19 protein-coding genes are annotated in these 21,102 nt (G+C 63.4%); 14 read left to right on the plus strand and 5 right to left on the minus strand.

Annotated features, from left to right (window positions below; all coding sequences use genetic code 11):
• The first annotated feature begins 538 nt into the window (after positions 1 to 538).
• From ACFFF7_RS09640 to ACFFF7_RS09650, 3 genes are all read left to right on the plus strand, one after another.
• On the plus strand, positions 539 to 1,843 hold the full coding sequence (locus tag ACFFF7_RS09640; RefSeq protein WP_037485767.1) for a replication protein RepA: 1,305 nt from the start codon (positions 539 to 541) through the stop codon (positions 1,841 to 1,843).
• A gap of 160 nt (positions 1,844 to 2,003) precedes the next feature.
• The gene (locus ACFFF7_RS16145; RefSeq protein WP_446686288.1) at positions 2,004 to 2,762 is read left to right on the plus strand and encodes a DUF7146 domain-containing protein; all 759 of its coding nucleotides are present in this window, start codon (positions 2,004 to 2,006) and stop codon (positions 2,760 to 2,762) included.
• 58 nt (positions 2,763 to 2,820) lie between these two features.
• Complete coding sequence (locus ACFFF7_RS09650; RefSeq protein WP_379481138.1) at positions 2,821 to 7,047, plus strand: strawberry notch-like NTP hydrolase domain-containing protein; 4,227 nt, start codon at positions 2,821 to 2,823, stop codon at positions 7,045 to 7,047.
• A gap of 23 nt (positions 7,048 to 7,070) precedes the next feature.
• Here the strand turns inward: ACFFF7_RS09650 and ACFFF7_RS09655 are convergent, their stop codons facing one another.
• Both ACFFF7_RS09655 and ACFFF7_RS09660 read right to left on the minus strand, forming a co-directional pair.
• The gene (locus tag ACFFF7_RS09655; RefSeq protein WP_379481139.1) at positions 7,071 to 7,661 is read right to left on the minus strand and encodes a PIN domain-containing protein; all 591 of its coding nucleotides are present in this window, start codon (positions 7,659 to 7,661) and stop codon (positions 7,071 to 7,073) included.
• 12 nt (positions 7,662 to 7,673) lie between these two features.
• A complete protein-coding gene (locus ACFFF7_RS09660) occupies positions 7,674 to 8,132 on the minus strand; it encodes a helix-turn-helix domain-containing protein (RefSeq protein WP_379481140.1) in 459 nt (152 codons plus the stop codon).
• A 256-nt stretch (positions 8,133 to 8,388) separates the two neighbouring features.
• Here ACFFF7_RS09660 and ACFFF7_RS09665 point away from each other — a divergent pair, with 256 nt between their 5' ends.
• From ACFFF7_RS09665 to ACFFF7_RS09700, 8 genes are all read left to right on the plus strand, one after another.
• Positions 8,389 to 10,440 carry a ParB/RepB/Spo0J family partition protein gene (locus ACFFF7_RS09665; RefSeq protein ID WP_379481141.1) on the plus strand — a complete coding sequence of 684 codons (2,052 nt, stop codon included), beginning with the start codon at positions 8,389 to 8,391 and terminating at the stop codon, positions 10,438 to 10,440.
• Positions 10,441 to 10,516: 76 nt separating this feature from the next.
• Positions 10,517 to 12,181, plus strand: coding sequence for an ATP-binding protein (locus ACFFF7_RS09670; RefSeq protein WP_379481142.1), 1,665 nt, complete (start codon positions 10,517 to 10,519; stop codon positions 12,179 to 12,181).
• Positions 12,178 to 13,089 carry an ArdC family protein gene (locus ACFFF7_RS09675; protein ID WP_379481143.1) on the plus strand — a complete coding sequence of 304 codons (912 nt, stop codon included), beginning with the start codon at positions 12,178 to 12,180 and terminating at the stop codon, positions 13,087 to 13,089. Before ACFFF7_RS09670 ends, ACFFF7_RS09675 begins: the two co-directional genes overlap by 4 nt.
• A 103-nt stretch (positions 13,090 to 13,192) precedes the next feature.
• A complete protein-coding gene (locus tag ACFFF7_RS09680; RefSeq protein ID WP_379481144.1) occupies positions 13,193 to 13,849 on the plus strand; it encodes a hypothetical protein in 657 nt (218 codons plus the stop codon).
• 10 nt (positions 13,850 to 13,859) lie between these two features.
• Entirely contained in the window at positions 13,860 to 14,147 is a 288-nt protein-coding gene (locus ACFFF7_RS09685; protein WP_379481145.1) for a hypothetical protein, read from the plus strand.
• Between the two features lie 591 nt (positions 14,148 to 14,738).
• Positions 14,739 to 16,661, plus strand: a complete 1,923-nt coding sequence (locus ACFFF7_RS09690; RefSeq protein ID WP_024018999.1) for a reverse transcriptase domain-containing protein — start codon at positions 14,739 to 14,741, stop codon at positions 16,659 to 16,661.
• Positions 16,658 to 17,020 (plus strand): DUF6927 domain-containing protein, encoded by a 363-nt coding sequence (locus ACFFF7_RS09695; RefSeq protein WP_379481146.1) that lies wholly within the window; start codon positions 16,658 to 16,660, stop codon positions 17,018 to 17,020. Before ACFFF7_RS09690 ends, ACFFF7_RS09695 begins: the two co-directional genes overlap by 4 nt.
• A gap of 24 nt (positions 17,021 to 17,044) precedes the next feature.
• Positions 17,045 to 17,278, plus strand: coding sequence for a hypothetical protein (locus tag ACFFF7_RS09700; RefSeq protein WP_079731416.1), 234 nt, complete (start codon positions 17,045 to 17,047; stop codon positions 17,276 to 17,278).
• Here the strand turns inward: ACFFF7_RS09700 and ACFFF7_RS09705 are convergent.
• Positions 17,272 to 17,760 (minus strand): hypothetical protein, encoded by a 489-nt coding sequence (locus tag ACFFF7_RS09705; RefSeq protein ID WP_379481147.1) that lies wholly within the window; start codon positions 17,758 to 17,760, stop codon positions 17,272 to 17,274. The two genes, ACFFF7_RS09700 and ACFFF7_RS09705, sit on opposite strands and share 7 nt — an antisense overlap.
• Positions 17,761 to 17,868: 108 nt before the next feature.
• Here ACFFF7_RS09705 and ACFFF7_RS09710 point away from each other — a divergent pair, with 108 nt between their 5' ends.
• From ACFFF7_RS09710 to ACFFF7_RS09720, 3 genes are all read left to right on the plus strand, one after another.
• Entirely contained in the window at positions 17,869 to 18,276 is a 408-nt protein-coding gene (locus ACFFF7_RS09710; RefSeq protein WP_379481148.1) for a DUF3768 domain-containing protein, read from the plus strand.
• A gap of 4 nt (positions 18,277 to 18,280) precedes the next feature.
• A complete protein-coding gene (locus ACFFF7_RS09715; RefSeq protein ID WP_379481149.1) occupies positions 18,281 to 18,598 on the plus strand; it encodes a hypothetical protein in 318 nt (105 codons plus the stop codon).
• Positions 18,599 to 18,779: 181 nt separating this feature from the next.
• Positions 18,780 to 19,130 (plus strand): hypothetical protein, encoded by a 351-nt coding sequence (locus tag ACFFF7_RS09720; protein WP_379481150.1) that lies wholly within the window; start codon positions 18,780 to 18,782, stop codon positions 19,128 to 19,130.
• Positions 19,131 to 19,176: 46 nt separating this feature from the next.
• On the opposite strand, the gene ACFFF7_RS09725 is transcribed toward ACFFF7_RS09720, so the two are convergent.
• Together ACFFF7_RS09725 and ACFFF7_RS09730 are read right to left on the minus strand one after the other, a co-directional pair.
• Complete coding sequence (locus ACFFF7_RS09725) at positions 19,177 to 19,767, minus strand: cation efflux transmembrane domain-containing protein (protein ID WP_169494876.1); 591 nt, start codon at positions 19,765 to 19,767, stop codon at positions 19,177 to 19,179.
• The coding region (locus ACFFF7_RS09730) for an efflux RND transporter permease subunit (RefSeq protein ID WP_379481151.1) at positions 19,764 to 21,102 on the minus strand (1,339 nt) is incomplete at its 5' end. The genes ACFFF7_RS09730 and ACFFF7_RS09725, both read right to left, overlap by 4 nt.

Genomic DNA, 21,102 nt, shown 5'->3' on the forward strand with positions numbered 1-21,102 from the left:
GATTGAGGGCGCCAATTAGCACTCTTGGCAGTTTTGAGCAAACTTCGGCCACCAACCTTACAAATTGACCGATGATCTCCGTGCTCTTTTGCGAATCAGGTGTCCGCCCGATGCAGTACGTAGCGGTTCAGACCGATGATGTCGGGTCCAGGGAAGGGGACCAGCAGGCGACATTCCAACAGTCAGCTGGGCGTCCCGATGGCCGGATTGATCGTGCTGTGGACAACCACCGATGATCTCGGTGCAAGCCGATGAATTCAGTGCGTTTCCCCGATGATCTCGGTTCCCTTTGGACCGATGATCTCGGAGCCCATACCTACTAAAGGAATCTCCTAGAAAAACCGATTCGCGAATCGCTTTTTTCAAAATTGAGATTGGATTTGGTTTCGCCCCGCCAAACCGCTCCGAGATCATCGGCTAACTTGGAGGTTTTAGGCCCGGAAACCCGTCGAAACTGCCAATGGCCTTGCTTTCGAAGCTCAAACCTGTTGTTTAACGACCAACCCGAGGCTCCAATGAGTCGGGAAGGGACGGTTCAATGAGCGGAGACACACTGCGTCCAATCGGACATCAATACGCCCTAGCAATGCTAGGCGGCGGTGAAGAGCGGGTCCGCTCCCTAGCGCAGTCTGCCGGCACTCAGCTGACGATGGATGCCTTCCTTCGTGTCCAGGACGAAGAACCCGTTCCGGCATTTCTGCATTCCGCATTGTGCGCCATGTCGCTTCCGACCAAGCGTCCGAAGGACGACACTCTACCGATTCTTCGCGAAGACGGAAAATATGCACTGGCCATCAATCCACGACCGGTTCTCCAGACGGTCGACGGTAAGCCCGTACTACGAAGCGTTGGTGTGCCCTATGGAGCTTATCCACGCGTTGCGCTGATCTATCTGCTTTCGCAGGCCGTCACCAAGCGATCGCGAGACGTGTACTTGGGCCGTAATTTCACGGAATGGATGCGCCGACTTGGCTACCAGACCGTCTCTTATGGCCCACGGGGAACTGCCAATCTGATGCGCGAGCAAGTCGACCGACTGCTTGCGTGTGAATGGCAAATTCGTTGGGAAGGCAACGACGCCGGCGACAACGCATTCGCCGTACGAGACGTAAAGATTTCAAACGAATACGCAGGATCTCTGGAAAAAAATGGCGCGTTTGCCCGCGAAATTCGGATGTCCGAGGCGTTCTATAGTCACCTTATCGACCACGCCGTTCCGTTGAACGAGATTGCAATCCGTGAGCTCAAGGGCACGCCCACAGCGCTCGATCTCTATACCTACCTTGCGTATAGACTTCCGCGCATCAGCAGCGATCGAGGCCAGGTAATATCTTGGGACCAGTTGGCCAAGCACTTGGGGAACGACGCCGATAGCAAGCGCTTCCGCCAGACCGTGCGCGAAACAATGCAATTGGTCTCCGCTGTCTACCCGAACGCTGACGTCGATTTCAGCGGCAGGAAGGTAGTGCTCCGGCCTTCGCCGGCACCTTTAGAGCGGAAGCTCGTTGGCCCGCACTTGCGGTTGCTGGGCGCTCCGGCCCCGGAAACCGCACCGAGATCATCGGTCGCCAAAGCTCCTCGGTCGACTGTTCGGGACATCAAGGTCTCCGAGCCCGTATTCCCTTTCCCAGCGGGCAGCCTGACCTATGGCGAAAGGGAAACTAAGTTCCGAGCAATCGGGCTTGAGAAGGGTAAGCCCTGGTGCGTCGACACCATGGCGAACGCATTCCGCACCGGCTTTCCCGGTATTAAACAAGAGAGGACCGATGCGGAGTGGCTGAGAGTCTGGGAATCCTTTGTCATTCGTTATGCCGAGCGACGCGCAAATTCGGATGCCGGCTGACCGATGATTTCCGAGCACTTCGGTTAGGCTGAAGCGCAGGACGAGGGGGAGGGGAGTAGGGTCGAACTGGGCAGTCATGCCCATCGTCAACAACCAACCCAGTCCGGACCTACGCAGCCTTGTTCGGCGCATCGGGGGCAATTGGTCCGGTAATACCGCGATGTGTCGGTGCCCTTGCCATGCCGACAGAACCCCATCTCTGTCCATCCGCCAAGGTGATCGAGCCATTCTCGTAACATGCCACGCAGGTTGCGACAGCCGAGACGTACTCAAAGCTCTTCGACGCATCGCAGACCTGCCGACCGTCGATGCCTCCAGCGTGACGCCCAACTTCCAGCGGAGCACTGGAATTCACCTCGCAATCTGGCAAGCCGGTCGACCGATCGAAGGGACTTTGGCGGAGCGATATGTGCGAGGGGTGCGCCAGATCTGGGCACCACTCGAAGACCTGCGCTTTCACCCCCGGTGTCCACGAGGGCAGGGGAAGCTTGCGAGCTTCGAGCCGGCACTCCTCGTTGCGATGCGCAAGGCGGGCGCGATCGCCGCGATCCAGCGGATTTTCCTCGATCCGTCGACAGCGGACTACACCGAGAAGCGCGTCCTCGGCCAGGCTATCGGCGCCGCATGGACCAACGGCCCGCCAGGCAAGACCATCGGCATCTGCGAGGGGTTCGAGACTGCGGCAGCCTATACATCGCTCACCGGTATCCAGGCTTGGGCGATGATGGGTGCCAAACGCTTTCACCAGGTCGACATCCCGGTCTCAGTCGAAACCGTGATCCTGCTGGCCGACAACGACGCCGAGGGCAGGCGCGCGCGCGAACGCGCAGCCGAATCGTACCGCCGACCCGGCCTTGCAATCGAGACCGAATGGCCGCCGGGCCGCATGAACGACTGGGCGCAGCTCCTCAAGCGGTGAGGGGAGGGGGGCTGGAGCGGGCGTGCCGCTGATCGGCACGAGCTCAGGAGTTCTCCGCATGACCATGACGATTCCGCGCGCCAGCGCCATTCTCGGCGCTGCGCGCACACTTGCCGCCAAGCTGCTCCTCGCTGTTCCGATCGACCGCGCTGCTTTGAGCCAGGCCATGACCGAGAGTGCTGGTGGCAATGACGCCGCAGGCGCCTGGCAGCAGCGCGACAGTTTCGAAGCGCTGGAAGTAGCTCTCTCCCTAGTCATTCCCGAGCTTGTCGGCCCCATGGACGTCGGCGCGGCGATCAGCACGCTCGAGGCGCTCTCGCGCGAACTGCCAACCCACACGGTACGCAGCGAGGAGCAAATTCAATTCCAGCAGTTCTCGACACCGCCGGCGCTGGCCCGTCTCGCCGTTCATCTGACACGGCTCTCCAGCGATGACATGTTACTTGAACCGAGCGCAGGCACCGGGATCATCGCTTCGCTTGCCAAGGGCTCGGTCAGGGATCTGATCCTCAATGAACTTGAGCCAACCCGCGCCGACCTGCTCGAGGCCGTATTTCCGGGCAAGAAGGTCTACCGCCACGATGGCGCTAAACTCAGCGCACTGCTCTCCGGAACTGAACGGCCGAGCGTTGTTCTGATGAACCCGCCGTTTTCGGTGTCGCAATCGCGCGGGGAAGATCAGAACACCGCCGCCAGGCACCTGCGGGCCGCGCTCGACCATCTGCTGCCGGGTGGCCGGATCGTTGCGATCATGCCGGACTGGTTCTCGCCCTCGGCCAGGTACGAAGAAACCTTCCGGCGCACCCTCGAAGGCGCGCGGGTCGTCCTCTCGCTCCGTCTGGACAAGGGCGGCTATGCCAAGCACGGCACCGGTATCGCCGTTCGCGTGCTGGTGATCGACAAGGTGCCAGGCGAGATCGGCGTATCCACGATCAATCGCGGTTCGGTCGGCGAACTATTCGCCGCGCTGCCTACCGTGCCACTCCGGGCAACGTTGCGCGACCCGACGCAGGCGGCAGCGCCCCGACCAAAGCTCAGCCTGTTCCGCTCGGTGAAGACCGGTCCAGCCCGGCCCGTGATCGTGCGAGCTCCCCAGACCAACGACGTCCGCCCCGTCGCCTACGAAGTGCTGGACGAACCTGCCGCGATGGGCGAGCAGCGCGGGGTCTATGCCGATTACCGGCCCTCGCGCGTGGTGATCGCGGAGGCTGGCGAACATCCGACCCACCTCGTCGAATCCGCCGCCATGGCCTCGATCGCCGCGCCGAAGCCAAGCTATGTGCCCTCTCTGCCCGAACGCACCGTGACGGCAAGGCTGCTTTCGGCCGCCCAGCTCGAAACCGTGATCTATGCGGGCGAGGCCTGGAGCCGCGATCTCCACGGTCGCTTCAGCCATTCGTCCAGCGAAGTCGCGCTCAAGGAGGATCCCGAGGGCCAGCTTTACCGCACCGGCTTCTTCCTTGGTGACGGCACCGGGGCAGGGAAGGGGAGGCAGGCGGCGGCCTGCATTCTTGATCAGTGGCTGAAGGGCAATCGCCGCCACATCTGGATCTCAAAGAACGCGCCGCTGCTTGAAGATGCTCAGCGCGACTGGACCGCGATCGGCGGCTTGCCGTCAGACATTCTCGATCTTGCCCGCTGGAAGATCGGCGAGGAGATCACCGCGCCAGAAGGCATCCTGTTCGTGCCCTATGGCACGCTCAGAAGCTCGCGCGTCGAGGACACTCGGCTCGACCAGATCGTCCGCTGGGCCGGGGAGGACTTCGAAGGCGTGATCGTCTTCGACGAGGCCCACGAAATGGGCGGCGTCGCCGGCGGGGAAGGGGGCTTTAGCCAGAAAGTGGGGGGCCAGAAGCAGGGCTCGCTCCAGGGCATCGCCGGGGTCCTGCTCCAGAACACGTTGCCCCGCGCCCGCGTGCTTTATGCCTCGGCGACTGGCGCCTCGGACGTCAACAACCTCGCCTATGCGGTCCGGCTTGGCCTGTGGGGGCCGGGCACGGCGTTCGCAACCCGCGAGCAGTTCATCAGCGAAATCCGCGACGGCGGGATTGCCGCGATGGAACTCGTCGCCCGTGACCTCAAGGCGTCTGGACTTTATCTCGCCCGGGCGCTGAGCTTTGCAGGGATTGAGTACGATATCCTGCGCCATGACCTGACGGCAGAGCAGATTGCGATCTACGACACCTATTGCGAGGCCTGGACGATCATCCACCAGAACCTCGAGGCCGCGCTCGAACTCACCGGCATCGTCGATGGGCTAGAGAACAAGACCCTCAACAGCGGCGCCAAGGCAGCTGCCCGCAGCCGGTTCGAGGGGACCAAGCAGCGCTTCTTTGGACAGGTGCTGCTCTCGCTGAAGCTGCCGTCGATCTACCCGGCGATCGACGAGCATCTGGGCGAGGGGGACAGCGTGGTCGTCCAACTGGTGAGCACTGCCGAATCCATCCTCAACCGGCGGCTCGATGAACTGGAGCCGGCTGAGCGTGAGGCGCTCGACATAGCCTATGACTGTAAGGAATATGTCGTTGACTATCTGACCCGGGCCTTCCCGACCCGGCAGATGGAGGAATACAAGGACGAGCTTGGCGATGTGCGCTCCCGCCCGATGTGGGACGAGGCGGGCAATCCGGTCCACAACCCGCAGGCCGAGGCCGCGCGCGCCGACCTGATCGAGCATATCTGCGCCATGCCGCCGATCCCGACCGCGCTTGATGCCCTGCTGGAGCACTACGGCGTGACTGCGGTGGCCGAGGTCACCGGGCGTAGCAAACGCCTCGTCCGGGATGGATCGGGCCAGCAGCGCCTCGAAAGCCGCTCACCTCGGACCAACCTTGCCGAAACCACGGCGTTCATGACGGGGGCCAAGCGTATCCTTGTGTTCTCCGACGCGGGAGGAACGGGCCGCAGCTATCACGCCAGCCTCGATGCGAAAAACCAGCAGCGAAGGGTTCATTTCTTGCTCGAACCTGGCTGGCGCGCGGATCGTGCAATCCAGGGGCTGGGACGCACCCACCGTACCCATCAGGCCTGCCCGCCGCTGTTCCGCCCTGTCACCACCGACTGCAAGGGCGAAGCGCGCTTCACCAGCACGATCGCGCGCCGTCTCGACGCATTGGGCGCACTGACCCGCGGCCAACGCCAGACCGGCGGGCAGGGGATGTTCGATGCCAGCGACAACCTCGAAAGCATTTATGCCAAGCATGCCCTGCACGACTGGTACGGTCTGCTTGCGATGGGGAAGCTCAAGAGTACGACTTTGTCCGAGTTCCAACGGATGAGCGGGCTTGAGCTCACCGACCAGGACGGGATCTTGCGCGAGGACCTGCCGCCGATCCAGCGCTGGCTTAACCGCATCCTCGCCATGAAGATCGCCGTCCAGAACGCCATCTTCGACGAGTTCCTGACCCTTGTCGAAACCCGCGTCTCCGCAGCCAAGGAAGCCGGGACCTTCGACATCGGGGTCGAGACGGTGGCGGTCGAGGCCTGCGAGGTGCTGTCCGACACGGTGATCCGGACCGACCCCGTGACCGGCGCGACCTCGCACCTGCTCGAGCTGTCGCTGACCCAGCGGCGCAAGGTCCTCTCGCTCGAGCGCGTGCTCAAAATGGCATCTTTCGAGGAACAGCAGCTGTTCCTGCGCAATGACAAGTCGGGCAAGGTCGCGCTCGCGATTCCGGCGCCCTCGCACATGGACGAGGAAGGTCACATGATCCGCCGCTACGAACTCGTGCGGCCGCTGCGCAGCGAGTACCTGCGCGCCGACCGGCTCGACGAGTCCGCCTGGGAGCCTGTTACCAATTCCCGGTTCAGCGCCTTGTGGGAAGAGGAATACGCTGCCGACGAGAGCCAGTTGGTCACCGAAACGGCCTATCTCGCGACGGGGCTGCTCCTGCCGATCTGGGGCGCGCTTCCCAAGGAGGACCTCACGGTCAACCGCATCGTCGATAAGTCGGGCGCCTCCTGGCTCGGCCGGCATGTCCACGACCTCTACGTCGATGCGACCCTCGAGAAACTCGGGGTTGCCCGCAAGGCGCAGACCGATCCCGCCAAGATCGCAGCGGCCATCCTTGGCGGGGGCACGTGGAAGGCGCCGCATCCCCTCAATTTTACGATCCGGACGTCCCGGGTGAACGGTTCCCGACGGATCGAGATCGTCGACGCTGAAGCCGCGCGCATCCCCGAGCTCAAGGCAAAGGGCTGCTTCACCGAGATCATCGCCTATAAGACGCGCGTGTTCGTACCGGTGGACGGGGCGAGCGAGATCCTTGGGCGCATCGTCGCCTAGGCCTCGGTTCCCGACCTTGCAGGTCAGATGGATTCCGCGTGGCCACTCAGGATCGATGCGGTGACGAACAGGCCATGTGCCTCCAGAGAGCGCAGGTAGTCCTCAGCGGACATTTCCGGCCGCTTGAGCCGAATACGCAGAGTGCGGATGGCGGCAACGGCCTTGCCCTCATCGAGCGCGATGGTGTCTGCGATGAACTCGTCTGCGGTCCGCGCTTCGATGTTGAGCGGCGCGAGAATTGCTGCCGGAAAATCGTTGATATTTTCAGTTACGACAGCCTGGACTTGTGTCTGGACTGCGGCGGCCAGGACATGTTCGTCATTGGCGTCGGGAAGTCCGAACGTCAGGGCCGCGACCGAAGCGTGCGCCTCAACTAGGGCTTCGGGGAAGGCCCGGTGCATGGCTTCGACCGATCGGGCAGCCCTTGCGGACGCGTCCTCGAACCCGCGCTCGGCGAAGATCTTGTGCAAGGCCGCGCCAGTCTCATCAAGAATGCGCTGCGACCAGCGCACACGGAAGAATTCCGCCTCGGCGAGGGTGAGCAGCAGATCTCGGCGAGGCACACTCACCAGTGTGCACGCATCGACGAGTGCGGTGTAACGATTGGCGAACATGGCAGGGTCAGATCAATATAGGTCCGCGCCGTCCGCAATCAGTTCGTCCATCGCCTTCGAACGAATCTTGTCGCGCGCTGCCTTGTACGCAAACACGTCCTCGGCCTTGAGCCGCCGATGCCGTCCTACCATGCTGTGCGGGATGTCACCCTTCTCGATCAACCTGATCAGGTAAGGGCGGGACATGTTGAGCAGATCTGCTGCCTGCTGCGTCGTCAGCATCTGCTGGATCGGCACGAGCGTGACGGCATCTCCGCTCCCGATGTGACGCAGCAACTCGAGGAACAGGTCCGACATCGCCGGTGTCAGCGAGATTTCGACCGGCTTCCTGGTCTTGGGATCCGGTATGTGCAGTTTGGCTTCGCCGGCCTTCTGCGAGGCCAGAATACGCCGTAGCTGGTTGGCGATCTGGCGATCGTCGGCAGAGGGCAGCCTGTTGCCAAAAGGCAAGGCAGTGGCTGGCAGTGTCATCGTTTCTCTCCGCTGATGGCGATATTCGCTAGCGCATATTCGCAATAAACGCAACTAAGTTGTGCAATCTGGGTTCCGCGGACGATCCGGGCCGTGAGGCATAAATCTAAAATTTATGCCTCACGGCATCGAGCGAGCCGCTTTGGCACGCGCAGTCTTTCCCGGGAAATTGGGCAATCCTGAAACCGTGAGGGGAGGGGGGCTGGAAGGGGTGAGCCGAAGGGCTCGGCCAAATCCGGCCTTCAGGAGCACTCCCATGAACGACATCGAGTTGATCCCGCTCGGCAAGCTACGCCTGTCCGAAGCCAACGTCCGCAAAAACGACAGCAACCTCTTCATCGAGGAACTGGCCGCCAATATCGAGGCCAAGGGCCTCCTCCAGAACCTGATCGTGGTGCCCGCCAAGAAGCGGGGCATGTTCGACGTCACCGCGGGCGGACGCCGCCTGCGCGCACTCAACTATCTGCTCGCCGCAGGCAAGCTCCCCAAGGATCATCCCGTCGCCTGCCGCGTCCTTGACATCGACGCCGCCGAGCAGTCCGAACTCTCGCTGATCGAGAACGTCATCCGGCTCGACATGACGCCGACCGATGAAATCCGCGCCTACAAGCACTTCGTCAACGAGGGAAGCGACCTCGACGCGATCGCAAAGCGGTTTGGTCGCACCCGCCGGTTCATCGAAGGCCGCCTGCGGCTTGCTGACCTCGCCGATCCGATCTTCGCCGCGCTCGAGGAAGGCAAGATCACGCTCGATGTCGCCAAGGCCTATGCGACGACGCCCAACCATGACCGCCAGATGATGGTCTGGAACGAGCTGTCGAATAGCTGGCAGGGCAACAACCCTGATTCCATCCGCCGCATGGTGACGCACAGCGCGATCCGCTCGTCCTCGCCGATGGCGAAGCTCGCCAGCGAAGCGGAATACCTTGCCGCTGGAGGCAAGATCGAGCGTGACCTTTTCACCGAAGATGGCGGCGAGACCTGGATCGATGCCGAGATCGCCCAGCGCATCGCCGGTGAGAAGCTCCAGGCCTACGCGGCCGAGGTCGCCCAAACCTCCGGCTATGCCTGGGTGCGCCCGATCCTCGAAACCCGCGTCACCTATAATGCGACCGAAGACCTCCACCAGGTCCATCTCGAACCGGCGCCGCTGACCGACGAGGAACAGGTCGAGGCTGACAAGCTCCTCGAGACGATCTCGGCGCTGGAAGCCGAAAGCGAAACCCTCGACGAGGACGACGAGGCTGCCGCCGCCGAGTTCCAGGAGCGCTGGGATGCCGCGAGCAGCGCCTACGACGCGCTCCACGACAAACCCCCTGTGATCCCGGAGGAGATGAAGGCCAACGTCGGCTGCTTCGTGATCATAGGCGCCGACGGTCAGCCCGCGGTCGCCAGCGGGCTCTACAGCGACAAGCCGCTCGAACGCCGCAAGGCACGCGGGTCCGACGCGGGCGAGGGAGCAGGCGGAGCCGGGGAGGGCGGTAGCGCCTCCTCCGCACCCAAGCCGCTCTCGCAGAAGCTGGTCGAGGAACTCGCGGTCCAGCGCCGCGATATTCTCGCGATCAACCTCGCCTCGAACCCGGCGATCGCGCTCGACTACCTGATCTTTGCGATCGCCGACTCCCGCGCGCTCTACAGCGCGCAGGCCTTGGGCACGACGCTCCGCGCGCCGTCGCCCTCGCTCTACCTCGCCAACTACCCGGAAAGCCCGGCGCATACGCTGATGGCCGACATGCGTGAGACGCTCGACCTGTCGTGGACCGAGCATCGCCGCACGGTCGACCGTTTCTCGGCGTTCAGCGCGCTCGACGACGATGCCAAGGCAAGCTGGCTCGCCTGGTGCATGGCAAAGACGCTGGAGGCTAGCATGGGGATCGACAAGAAGGCGGGCCAGTCCGGACCCGAGCCGATCGACCTTCACGACCATCTCGCCGCCCTGATGGGGATCAACGTCGCCAGCCACTGGCGGCCGACCTCTGCCAACTACTTCGACCGCGTCAGCAAGCAGACGCTGCTCGCCCATGTCAGCGAGGTCGGCGGACCGACCATGGCGGCGAGTTTCATGGGCTCGAAGAAGGGCGACCTCTCGGCTTCCTGCGAGAAGCTGTTCGCCGGCGAGACCATCGTCGCCCCCGAGGTGAAGGAAGCCGCCCTCGCGTGGGTACCCGAAGCCATGCGGTTCCGGGTGCTCGCTGCGAGCGAGCCCGATGACGAAGCGCCGGTCGAGCCCGAACCCGAGAGCGATGCGGGCGAGTTCGAACCTGCCGAAGAGCAGGACGCCGAGGCCGGCGAGACCGCCGACGCCTGAACCAGCCTCGCCGGCACGCTGCCCGCGCATCCCATGCGCCCTGCGGCAGCGTGCCGGTCCATCCAGGAACCACTTCATGACCATGATCACCAAGCTGCGCGCCCGGGTCTCTCCGCACGCGATCTCGAAGGTCACCCGGATCTTCAACGGGACCCTCGACGACATCTTCAATGAGCTCTTCCAGAACGCCCGCCGCGCGGGTGCGACCAGCATTGCCGTCACCGCCGAGCACGTGGGCGATGTCTGCCTCATCACGGTAGGCGATGACGGCGCCGGGATTGCCGACCCGGTCGACCTTCTCTCACTTGGCCAATCCGACTGGTCCGACGAGTGCCGTACCCGCGAGGACCCGGCGGGCATGGGCTTCTTCAGCCTGGCCGGCCTCGATACTGTCGTCAGTTCGCGGAGCGCGGGCGGCGCGTTCTCGCTGGTAATCACAGGCGATGCCTGGACCGGCGAGGCCGACATCGATGTTCTGCCCTTCGATGGGCCGCGCGGCACGGCAATCGCGTTCCGGTTCGATCCGCAGCCTGACGGTAAGCTCGAACGCTGCGTCGAGGCGGCGGCGCGGTTCTTGGCCGTCCCGGTCAGCTATAACGGCAAGGACCTCGCCCGCGCCGATTTCCTCGCCGATGCGCACAAGGTCATCGAGCGGGACGGCTTCCGCATCGGCGTGTTCCGTGACCGGCATTCACCACATATCGCGACGCTCAACTTCCACGGCCTGACCCTCAAACACGCCTTCCCGGTCGTGAAGGAAGTCCATCACACCCAGTGGTCCGTGCAGGTCGACGTCATCGACGCGCCGGATCTTGTCCTGGTCCTGCCCGCACGCAAGGAAATTTACCGCAACGCGGCGCTCGACCGGCTCGCGGCACTCTGCCGCGAGGCGATCTTTTCGGTCATCCGCGAGGAACCGTTCCACCGCCTGAGCTTCGAGAACTGGCTCGAGGCGAGCTTGCATCACGACGACTTCCCGCAGGCGGCGCGGCAATTGCCGCTGTGGTACCCGACCCTCGCCCGCGACAGCTACCGCGAGGTGCCGCGGTTTGCCGACCTCGAGGCGGGTGCGGCGATCTACGATGACACCGACTCCTTTGACGCGGTCACCTTCGGCCGCGCCTTGCGGCGCTCGAACGGCGGCGAGATGCATCGTCTGGGCGGCCCAGAACCGCGCGCCTTCTACGAGCCGATCACCAATTTCATCGGCTATCCCTGGTACGACGCCCTCCCGGCCTTTGTGCGCACCGGCGAGCGCTTCACCTTCGACGGCGGCATGCCTGCGGGCGAAGCCGAGGCCGTCACCCTGCGCCCAGACGCGATCACCATCGAACTCACCGACCAGCACGACCAGCGGCTCGATCTCGAAACCGACTTTGCGATCATGGAAGATGCCGACTCATGGGGCGATCCCGACTGCGCGCGCATTGCGCTGACCCGGAACACCGCGCTTGGGCCCGATGATCTCACCGACCTCATCATCGATGCGGTGTTCAGCCCTTCCGACGATTCCGATGCGGACAGCTACGACACCCAGGAGACCCGCTTCCGCCACGATGCGGCGGTGCGTGCCCATGCCATCCTCGAAGGCGAGGACGCGGCGATCCTTGCCGGCATCCGCATGGCCTTCGCCGACCGGGTCGCCTGGCGCATTCCGCACGGGCGCACGCTGCGCCTCTCCTGGTCGAGTGCAGCCTCTGACATCACCCTCGATCCTGCCCAGGAGGGCCCGGCCCAATGACCCGTCATCCCAAACCCGACGTCGCGCAGGTCATCACCGACCTGATCCTCGAGAAGATCGCCGCCGGCACCGCCCCGTGGCTCAAACCCTGGACCTCGACCAGCACACGGCCGCTCCGCCACAACGGAGTCCCCTATTCCGGGATCAATACCTTCTTCCTTTGGGCGGTCGCCGAAAGCCGGAGCTACGCCAGCCCCTACTGGATGACCTTCCGTCAGGCGCTCGAACTCGGCGCCCATGTCCGCAAGGGCGAGAGCGGCTCGTTCAGCGTGTTCTACAGCTCCGCGCGCAAGACCGACACCGATCGCGAGACCGGTGAAACAACAGAGAAGACGATCCGGTTCATGAAGTGGAACCACGTGTTCAACGCCTCGCAGATCGAGGGGCTGCCGGCGCACTACTACCCCGAGCCGCCGGACCCCAAGGCGATCGGCGAACTCTCGGCCGGGGTGCAGGCCTTTCTCGACGCGATCCCGATCCGTGTCGTCCACGGCGGCGACAGCGCGCATTACACGCCGAGCACCGACACGGTGACGCTACCATCGCCGGGCGCGTTTCACTCGATCGAGGCTTACTTCTCGACCCGCTGTCACGAACTCGGCCACGCCACGGGGGCGGTCAAGCGGCTCAATCGCCAGTTCGGCAAGCGTTTCGGGGACGATGCCTATGCCTTCGAAGAGATCGTCGCCTCGCTGTGCCAAGCCACCCTCTGCGCCGAATACGGCCTCCCCAACGAACTCCACGACAGCCACGCCTCCTACATCCACCACTGGATGAAGATCCTGCGCGGCGACAAGACTGCCATCCTTCACGCGGCGGCCAAGGCCGAGCAGGCGGTGAAGTGGCTGCGCCAGTTTGATCCGGCGCTCGGTTCGCCCCTGCCGGATGAACTCAAGGAGGCGGCCTGACGGCGTCCGGAAAGCCGAGGCACTGCGATCACTCGCATGGCGAGCGGGAAGGGGAGGGGGTGGAAGTCCGATGCGCCAGGGGGCGCAAAGGGAGATTTCACCGATGAACTACGATCTCGACTTCCGCTATCGCCGTGCCCTGCAGCCCGACGCGCTCGCGAGCATTGCCACCGCCACCCAGGCCGTCGTCGATGCGATGCAGGACGCCCGCAATGCCGGGATCGACCCGGCCCGCGATCCCGCAACCATCCTGCTCGCGCGTCACGTCGGCCGCATCGCGCTCGGCCACGCGCCTGATGAAACCTTCGCCGAAGACCTGCCGCTGCGTCGGCAATGTCTCGCCAAGATCGACGAACTGAAGTCGAAGCCCGCGCTCGTGGCGCTTGCCCGCCGCGGCATCGGTTACGATCCCGAAGCCAAGCGCGCCTTCCACCGCGAGGCGCGTTCGGCGCTGCGGGTGGCGGCGCGCTATCTCGGTCTCGAGCCGGATCAGTACGACCTGCGCAGTAACTTTGCGGGGCCTGCGGTCTCAGGCGAGATCACGCTCCACGGCGACGAGATCTACGTCCAGGTCTCGATCCCCTGCATCCGTCCGGGCCGCGAGGTCATGTTCCGGCGCTGCAAGGGCCGCCAGGACTACCTCGGCGACCGAAATCACTTCTGCGACATCGCCGTCCTTGCCGCGCCGCAGAGCTTCCGCGCGCTCGTTGTCCGCGAGACCGGCCTTTCCATCAACCCACGCCAACAGGCGCTCGTCTAGGAGAACCGTTATGGGTTGGCTGTTCATGTCCCGCGGCGGCATGGCCCCGTTCGCCACGCCAAAGGCCTATCTCGATAACCAGTGCACATATCCGCCCGACCCCGAAAAGGGCCGGGCGACGGGGCTGCGTGTCCTCAAATCCACCGTGCGTTCGGGCGCCTACTACGCCGCCTGCCAGAGCTACGACCTTGAGGCCCCGCGCGAGACCTTCGCGATCATCTGCCTCGTCAAATGGAACCCCGGCGCGCGCAGCGGTGAGGAGTTTGGGTACAAGGACAGTGCGCCGTTGCGGCGCTGAAATGGAGTATCAGTGATGATGAGGTAAGTTGAGAATGCCTCTGCTCGCCGGACTAACCTCGGGCCTCACAAGGTCTGAAATCCCGAAAGGGACGGGGAACAATAGCATGTTCGGAAAAGGCCAGATGCGTCTTAGTCGCAAATGGAGGCGATGACGGTCAGGGCAAGGTGCGTATGGTGAAGGCTACACTGCTTAAATCCCAGTCTGCAGCAATCTATATAGCGATACTGGCGAAAGCGACTGTCACGCCAGGTCCGGATGATGACAGCGGTCTCATGTCTTGGCCGCCTGTTTCTCAGCCCATCCGGTGCGCCTCTCGTCGAGGGGTTTAGTGGACGAACGGGACACCTAACCGCGCCGCATCTCCATTCAGCGTAACTACGGGATGCCCTAAACAGGCGGCTTCTGCCGGCCTGCATGGGTACGGAGCCGCCATATTACTCAAATGCCCGGGGTAATGCCCGGGACATCGACCTCTTCGGAGGCGGCGGTGCAACTGTATAAGGTCTCGAGCGATCGGGCCGAAAGCGGGGAAGACCGGGGGAAGGGCGGCAGCTGTGATTCTTCAACCACCGATCATGGGGTGTGCTGATGCTGCCAGAAACTGTGAAAGGCCGGTTGGAGGCCATTCCGGCGCTCGTTGCGTCGGGCAAAAGGGTGAATGGACTCTATCGTCTGATGGGGTCTCGCCTCCTTTGGGAGGAGGGGCTCCAGAAGATCGGATCCAACAAGGGTGCGATGACGCCGGGTATTGACGGCGAGACCTTCGCGGACTTCGGACCGGAAGACCTCGACCCGATTATCGCCAGCGTGACGGCAGGGACCTATGATCCCAAACCAGTGCGTCGGGTGTTTATCCCGAAAGGCAAGGGCAAACGGCGTCCGCTGGGCATTCCCACGCGCGACGACCGCCTCGTTCAGGAAGTGGCGCGGCAACTGCTCGAACGGATCTATGAACCGGTGTTCTCGAACGCCTCCCATGGATTCCGGCCGGGCCGGTCGTGTCATACGGCGCTTGAACACGTCAAAGCCGTATGGACGGGGGTGAAATGGCTCGTAGATGTGGATGTCGCGGGGTTCTTCGAGAACATCGACCACGACATCCTCCTGCGGCTGTTGCGGAAAAGGATCGATGACGAGAAATTCATCGGCTTGATCGGCAGCATGCTTAAGGCGGGTGTTATGGAAGACCGGGTTCACACCCGGACCTACAGCGGCACTCCGCAGGGCGGTATCGTCTCTCCAATCTTGGCCAACATCTACCTCCATGAACTCGATATGTTCATGGCGGAACGGATCGCGGCTTTCGAGAGGGGGAAGGTCCGTGCCACGAACCCGGAATATGGGCGACTGGCTGGGCGCATCCAGAAACAACGGAAGCGCGTCACCATGCTGCGGGCCAAAGACAATGTCGACGAGGTGAAGGTTGCGGCCTCCTTGGCCAAAATCCAAACCTTACTGCCGCAAAAGCGGTCCATCCCGTCGAGAGACGCGATGGACCCCGGTTATCGCCGACTTCGTTACTGTCGCTACGCGGACGACTTCATGATTGGGGTTATCGGTAGCAAGGAGGATGCACGAAGCGTGTTCGCCGAAGTCAGGGCATTCCTGACCGAGGCGCTGGCGCTCACGGTGTCCGAGGAGAAAAGCGGTATCCGCAAGGCGAGCGATGGAGCCGCCTTCCTTGGATATGAGGTCCGCACATATACGACACGCCAACGGGTTGTCCGGAGCCGACAAGGTTCCGTCAGCTTCCTTCGTAGGCCGCCGTCGGAAGTGATGCAGCTGCATGTCCCTTGGGAGAAGGTCCACGCGTTCGCTTCTGCAAAAGGTTATGGTGATCTGTCGGTGTTGAAGCCGCGTCATCGTAGCCTGCTGCTCAGCTGCAGCGACGTTGAGATCGTCCTAGCTTACAACGCCGAATTGCGGGGTTTTGCGAACTACTATGCTCTCGCCAAGGATGTGAGCTTCAAGCTGAACAGGCTTGAGTTTCTCCAGCGGTGGAGCTTGTTCAAGACCTTGGCCAGCAAGCACAAAACCAATGTGCGAGCGGTCGTGGCCCGCATGAGGACGGGGCAGGAATTCACCATCGGCTACGACGTCGATGGCCAGCCCCGATCGGTCAAAGTCTGGAAACTGGCTCATCTGAAACGTGATCCGGCCACCTCGTCCAGGATTGATATCCAGCCTTGGACGCAGGTGTTCACCCACTCACGTACGGACTGGGTTGATCGTCAGAATGCCAAGCAATGCGAGGCTTGCGGTCGATCCGATGTTCCGTGTCAGGTGCACCATATCCGGGGGATGGCCGATGTTTCGCACCGCGGTTTTGTCGTGAGAATGAAGGTGGCACGCGCCCGCAGGACGGTGGTCCTGTGCGAGCAATGCCACTGGGATACTCACAGAGGCCGCCTGCCCGATCTACGGCAAAGTGATGGTTCGTCACAGTGGAGAGCCGCATGCGGTGAAAGCTGCACGTGCGGTTCGGCGGGGGGATCAGGGCTGACTCCATGAGCAGCACCAATCCTACCCGACTGAGCGAAACGATGGGGCCGTACAATTACGACTGCCCCGCATCGATCCTCGACTTGCTCGGGCCACCTGGCAACGAATATGCTGCGCAGTGGCGCGAGCATTGCCGCCAACGCCTCGCCCTGACCACGCGCCGCAAGCCGGCGCCGGGCGACATGCTGGTGCTGGCCGAGCCGCTGACCTTCACCGACGGGCAGAGCGAGCGAAGCTTCCGCGTGGTCCAGTCGGGCCGCAAGACTACCTTACGCCGGGTAAGCGACGGGGTCGGGGTGAAGATCAGCAAGCTGATGAGCCGCGCCTGGACGATCGTGCCGCCGCCTGCGGCCCCGTCAGCTTCGTGACCTGGCACCCAAACGAGTAGCGCCATGACCGACCCCGCACCACCTCAGCGCTCGTCCAAGCGGGCGCGCCTCTGCAGCATCGAGAACGCCAACCGGATCGCAACCCGGGTCGCCGAGCACGTCCAGGGCGACACCGCCGTGGTCAAGACCGGAAACCCGCTGCAGCCCTTTCGCGTGGTGCTGGCGAGCAAGGCGGCGCCGGGGCGCACCGTCTCGCGGGTCGTCACCTGCAACGATGACGAGCCGGATGATCAGTAGGGGCCTGGCCCGCGCTCGACGAACCACGATTGCCCGAGCTCGAAATCGGCGCTGGCCGATACCACCGGTCCGTCGGGCGCTTCGCTGACATAGGGCGAAACGAGGTCCTTCCGCCGAACCCGCGACCGGCTGAGCCAGGCGGCTGTGCGACCGCGGGCCTTGAGGATCGTCAGCAGCCAATCCATCGCCTCGGCCATCTCGACCACGCCGCGCCCGGCAAGGCAGTAGTAGATCGCCCGCTGGAAATCGTCGCACTGCGTGCTGAGAATACCGGCGAGCTTCGCCCGGCCGTTGGGGGCGTTTTCATGCACGAGGGACACTGCCTCGCGCAGTTCCCGGACCGACAGATAGGCGTCGTCCACGCCGACCCCGATGCACAGCGCCGCGATCGCCCGGCGCACCGGCGGCAGGTTCTCGTCGCACGACGCATCGCGCAGGCCGATGTCGAGATCGAAGTGTTCGAGGTGGCTGGGAGCGGGCATGGCGTGATCCTTTCCAAAAGAACGTAGCGTGAACGCTCAGACCCCGTCAACCGGACAGCGGAGGGGAGGGGGCACTCGGCTGGGGATCAACCTTGAAAGGAAGAGCCCATGTCTCAGCTTGCTCAATCTACGCCGGCCGATGCTGACCACACGGCTGAGATCGCTAGGCTCAATGACGCGGCCCGCAATGGTTCGTTGGTCACCTCGCGCACCGTTTTCACCCGGACGCTGGCCGACATCCTTGCTGGCGACGCCGAGGAACCCGGCGCCCGCCAAGCCAGTCTGATGCTGGGCCAAGCGGCGCTGCGCAGGCTGATCAACGAGACCCCGATCGAGCCGGGCAACGACCCTCACGGCGAGCGCGACTTCGGCGCGGTCGAGTTTCAGGGCCACAAGATCTTCTGGAAGATCGACGTCTACGCCAATGACGGGACGTTCTCCTGGGGCTCGGAGATGCCGTGGGACGCGCAGCAAAGCTTCCGCGTGGTCACGATCATGCTGGCGAGCGACTGGTGAGCCGATGAGCCGGTATTCGTTGAAGCCTCTGCCGGAGCACTCGGACATCTTCGAGGTGGCTGTTGGTTGGGACCCGGGGCTGGGCACGTTCTTCGTGATGGTGTTTGGCGTTCCCGATGCCGCCCGCGATCCCATTGTGCGGTACTGGTATGGCGGACAACCGAACCACCTTGTCACGGTTGAGGAACTTCAGAATGTGGCCGCCCCCTACGCTGAAATTCCGGCGGAGTTGGCGAGACAGCTCGCGAACGATCAGCGTGATTCCGAGGTTTATGTTTCACGGCGATTGAGCAGGTTCATTTCACAGCTGCTCAATCGTTGAACGACCGGCAGCTCGCGCGAACATAGCGGTCGTTCATTGCCCATCGAGAGGCTCCTGAAACCTGCCATTCCAGGCCACATCAGTAACGGCGGGAATCCTAACCCTTGGTCGGCACATTGTTATGGAGTAGACAGTAGGCGCAATGTTGAAAAATTCTCCGACCACTTATCTCTCCTGCTGCTTGGCACTCTCGATCACAGTCTCGGGATGCGCCACCGGTCAGAAATTCCGCGGTCCCATCACGATTGCTTCGAATTCCGAAATAATCGTCGTCAGTGCGTCGGCCCGCCAAAAACCGGACGGCATTCTGGTGGGAGGGGATGTCCACCGGAGCAATGGGTATGCAGGGGCGATTCCCGGTCATCTTCATGTGATCGGCTGGGACGGGTCGGGTAACGCGGTTGCGACTGCGGACGTGCCGTGGGGTGAGTTCATGAGCCGACGGTTTCGCCTTGCCTATTTCAAGGCGTTTCTGCCAACCAACAATGTCGCCGCGATCTCGAAGATCAGCATCGAACCCGTCAACCCGTAGCTTCGCGGCCGCCGCCCATTTCCAGGTGTTCGCCATCGCATTGCAATCAAGGCTCAGGTTCGAGCTCTTCTCCCTCGCTTCGGGCGGCCTCCCAGACTTCCTTTGCCGCATCGAGGTTCATCCAGGCGATGGCGAGACCGACAACAATGTCCGGCCAGACCGAGGACCAACCAAGTGTAACCAGACCGGCGCCGATGATGCCGACATTCGCGAACGCATCATTGCGCGCCGACAGAAACGCTGCGCGCGTAAGGCTGCCGTGAACATGCCGCACCCGGGCCAGGAGCAGCGCACAGCCAAGATTGACGACGAGCGCACCCAGCCCGGTGATCGACAGGGCGAAGGCATCGGGTGGGAGTGGATGCGACACCTTGCTCCACAGGGTCGCCAGAAACGCTATCGCAGGCAGCAGCAGGACCAGAGCCAGCAGGTAACCAACCCTGCGGCGCGCCAGCGCACTCCATCCGAGCGCCATCAGGATCAGGAAGTTGACGGTTGCATCCTCGAAGAAATCTGCGCTGTCTGCCAGCAGCGATGCCGAGCCGATGCGCAGCGCAACCGTCCCTTCGATGAAGAAATATGCAAGATTGCACAGGGCTACGATGACGATCGCGCGTCTTACTGTGCTGCCGGTCATGCTGCCTGCTCCTTACCCTGAGCATGACGATATCTGAGGATCAGGGCCGGCAGCAACATCAGGCTCATGACAGTCGAGGTCACGAGTCCGCCGAGGATGACCGCGGCCATGGGCCCTTGCACTTCACGGCCTGCTTGTCCCGCCTCAATCGCCAACGGCAACAGGCCGAGGGCAGTAACGAGTGCCGTCATCAAGATCGGCGTGACCCGTTCCTCGGCGGCCCGCATCACGGTTGCCCGATCGAACGGCAGTCCTTCCTCATCAACGAGGTGATCGACATGGGCGACCAGCAGGATCGCATTGCGCGCGGCAATACCGAACAGCGTGACGAACCCGACCAGCGCCCCGAGCGAGAGAACGCCGCCAGTCAGTGCAATTGCGATCACACCGCCCACCAGCGCGAACGGCGTTCCGGCAAGGATCAGCGCTGCCGCCCGGGCGCCGCCGAAGGCAAGGATCAGCAGGCCGACGATCGCGATGGCGGCCACCGCGACATTGAGCGCAATCTGGCGGGTCGCCGCAGCCTGGCCTGCCGCCACGCCGGTAAACGACAGCGATACACCGGGGGGCAGCTTGACCTTGGCGGCAATCGCGGCACGCGCATCGCGCTCGAAACCCGCGACGTCGGATCGCGTCGGATTGATCGTGACGACCTGGCGCCGCTGACCTCCGGCGCGGGCGATCGAAGCGCGTCCTTCGCCCAATGACAGCGTCGCAATGTCACCGAGGCGGACCGAGGACCCGTCGCTGGCGCGCACCAGCATCGCCGCTACGCTCTCGGGGTCCTGGCGCAGTTCGGGCGGAAGAACCACCGCCACGTCGGTTGTCCGGTCGGGGTCGGCGACCTCTCCGGCGACATGGCCCTGGAAGGCGATCTCGATAGCATCGTTGGCGTCAGTTGGCGTCACGCCATGCACCGCCATGCGGGCCGGATCGAGTGCGATCGACAGGAGCGGCGTGCCGGGCGGCGACTTAACCTGAACGTCCGCAGCATCGGGAACCGCCTTGACCACCCGCGCGATGTCGCCTGCGATCCGGTCAAGCACGTCGAGGTCCGAACCATAGACATTGATGGCTAGCTGGGCGGTCTCGCCGGAGAGCGACTCGCCGATCCGGTCGCCAAGGAAGGTCAGCGTCGCGCTCTGGATGGCCGGATAGCGCCCCAGAACCTTGCGAATTTCAGCCTGCGCGCGGTCTTCGCCGCCAGCACCGCCAGGCTTGAGTTCGACATGCATCTCGCTGCGGTTGGGCGGGAAGGGATCTTCGCCGCTTTCGGCCCGGCCAATCTGCTGCTCGACCGTCGCCACCTCGGGAATGGCAAGTAAATCCCGCGAC

This window comes from Novosphingobium aquiterrae (genome assembly GCF_042434435.1).
GTDB classification, from domain to species: Bacteria; Pseudomonadota; Alphaproteobacteria; order Sphingomonadales; family Sphingomonadaceae; genus Novosphingobium; species Novosphingobium aquiterrae.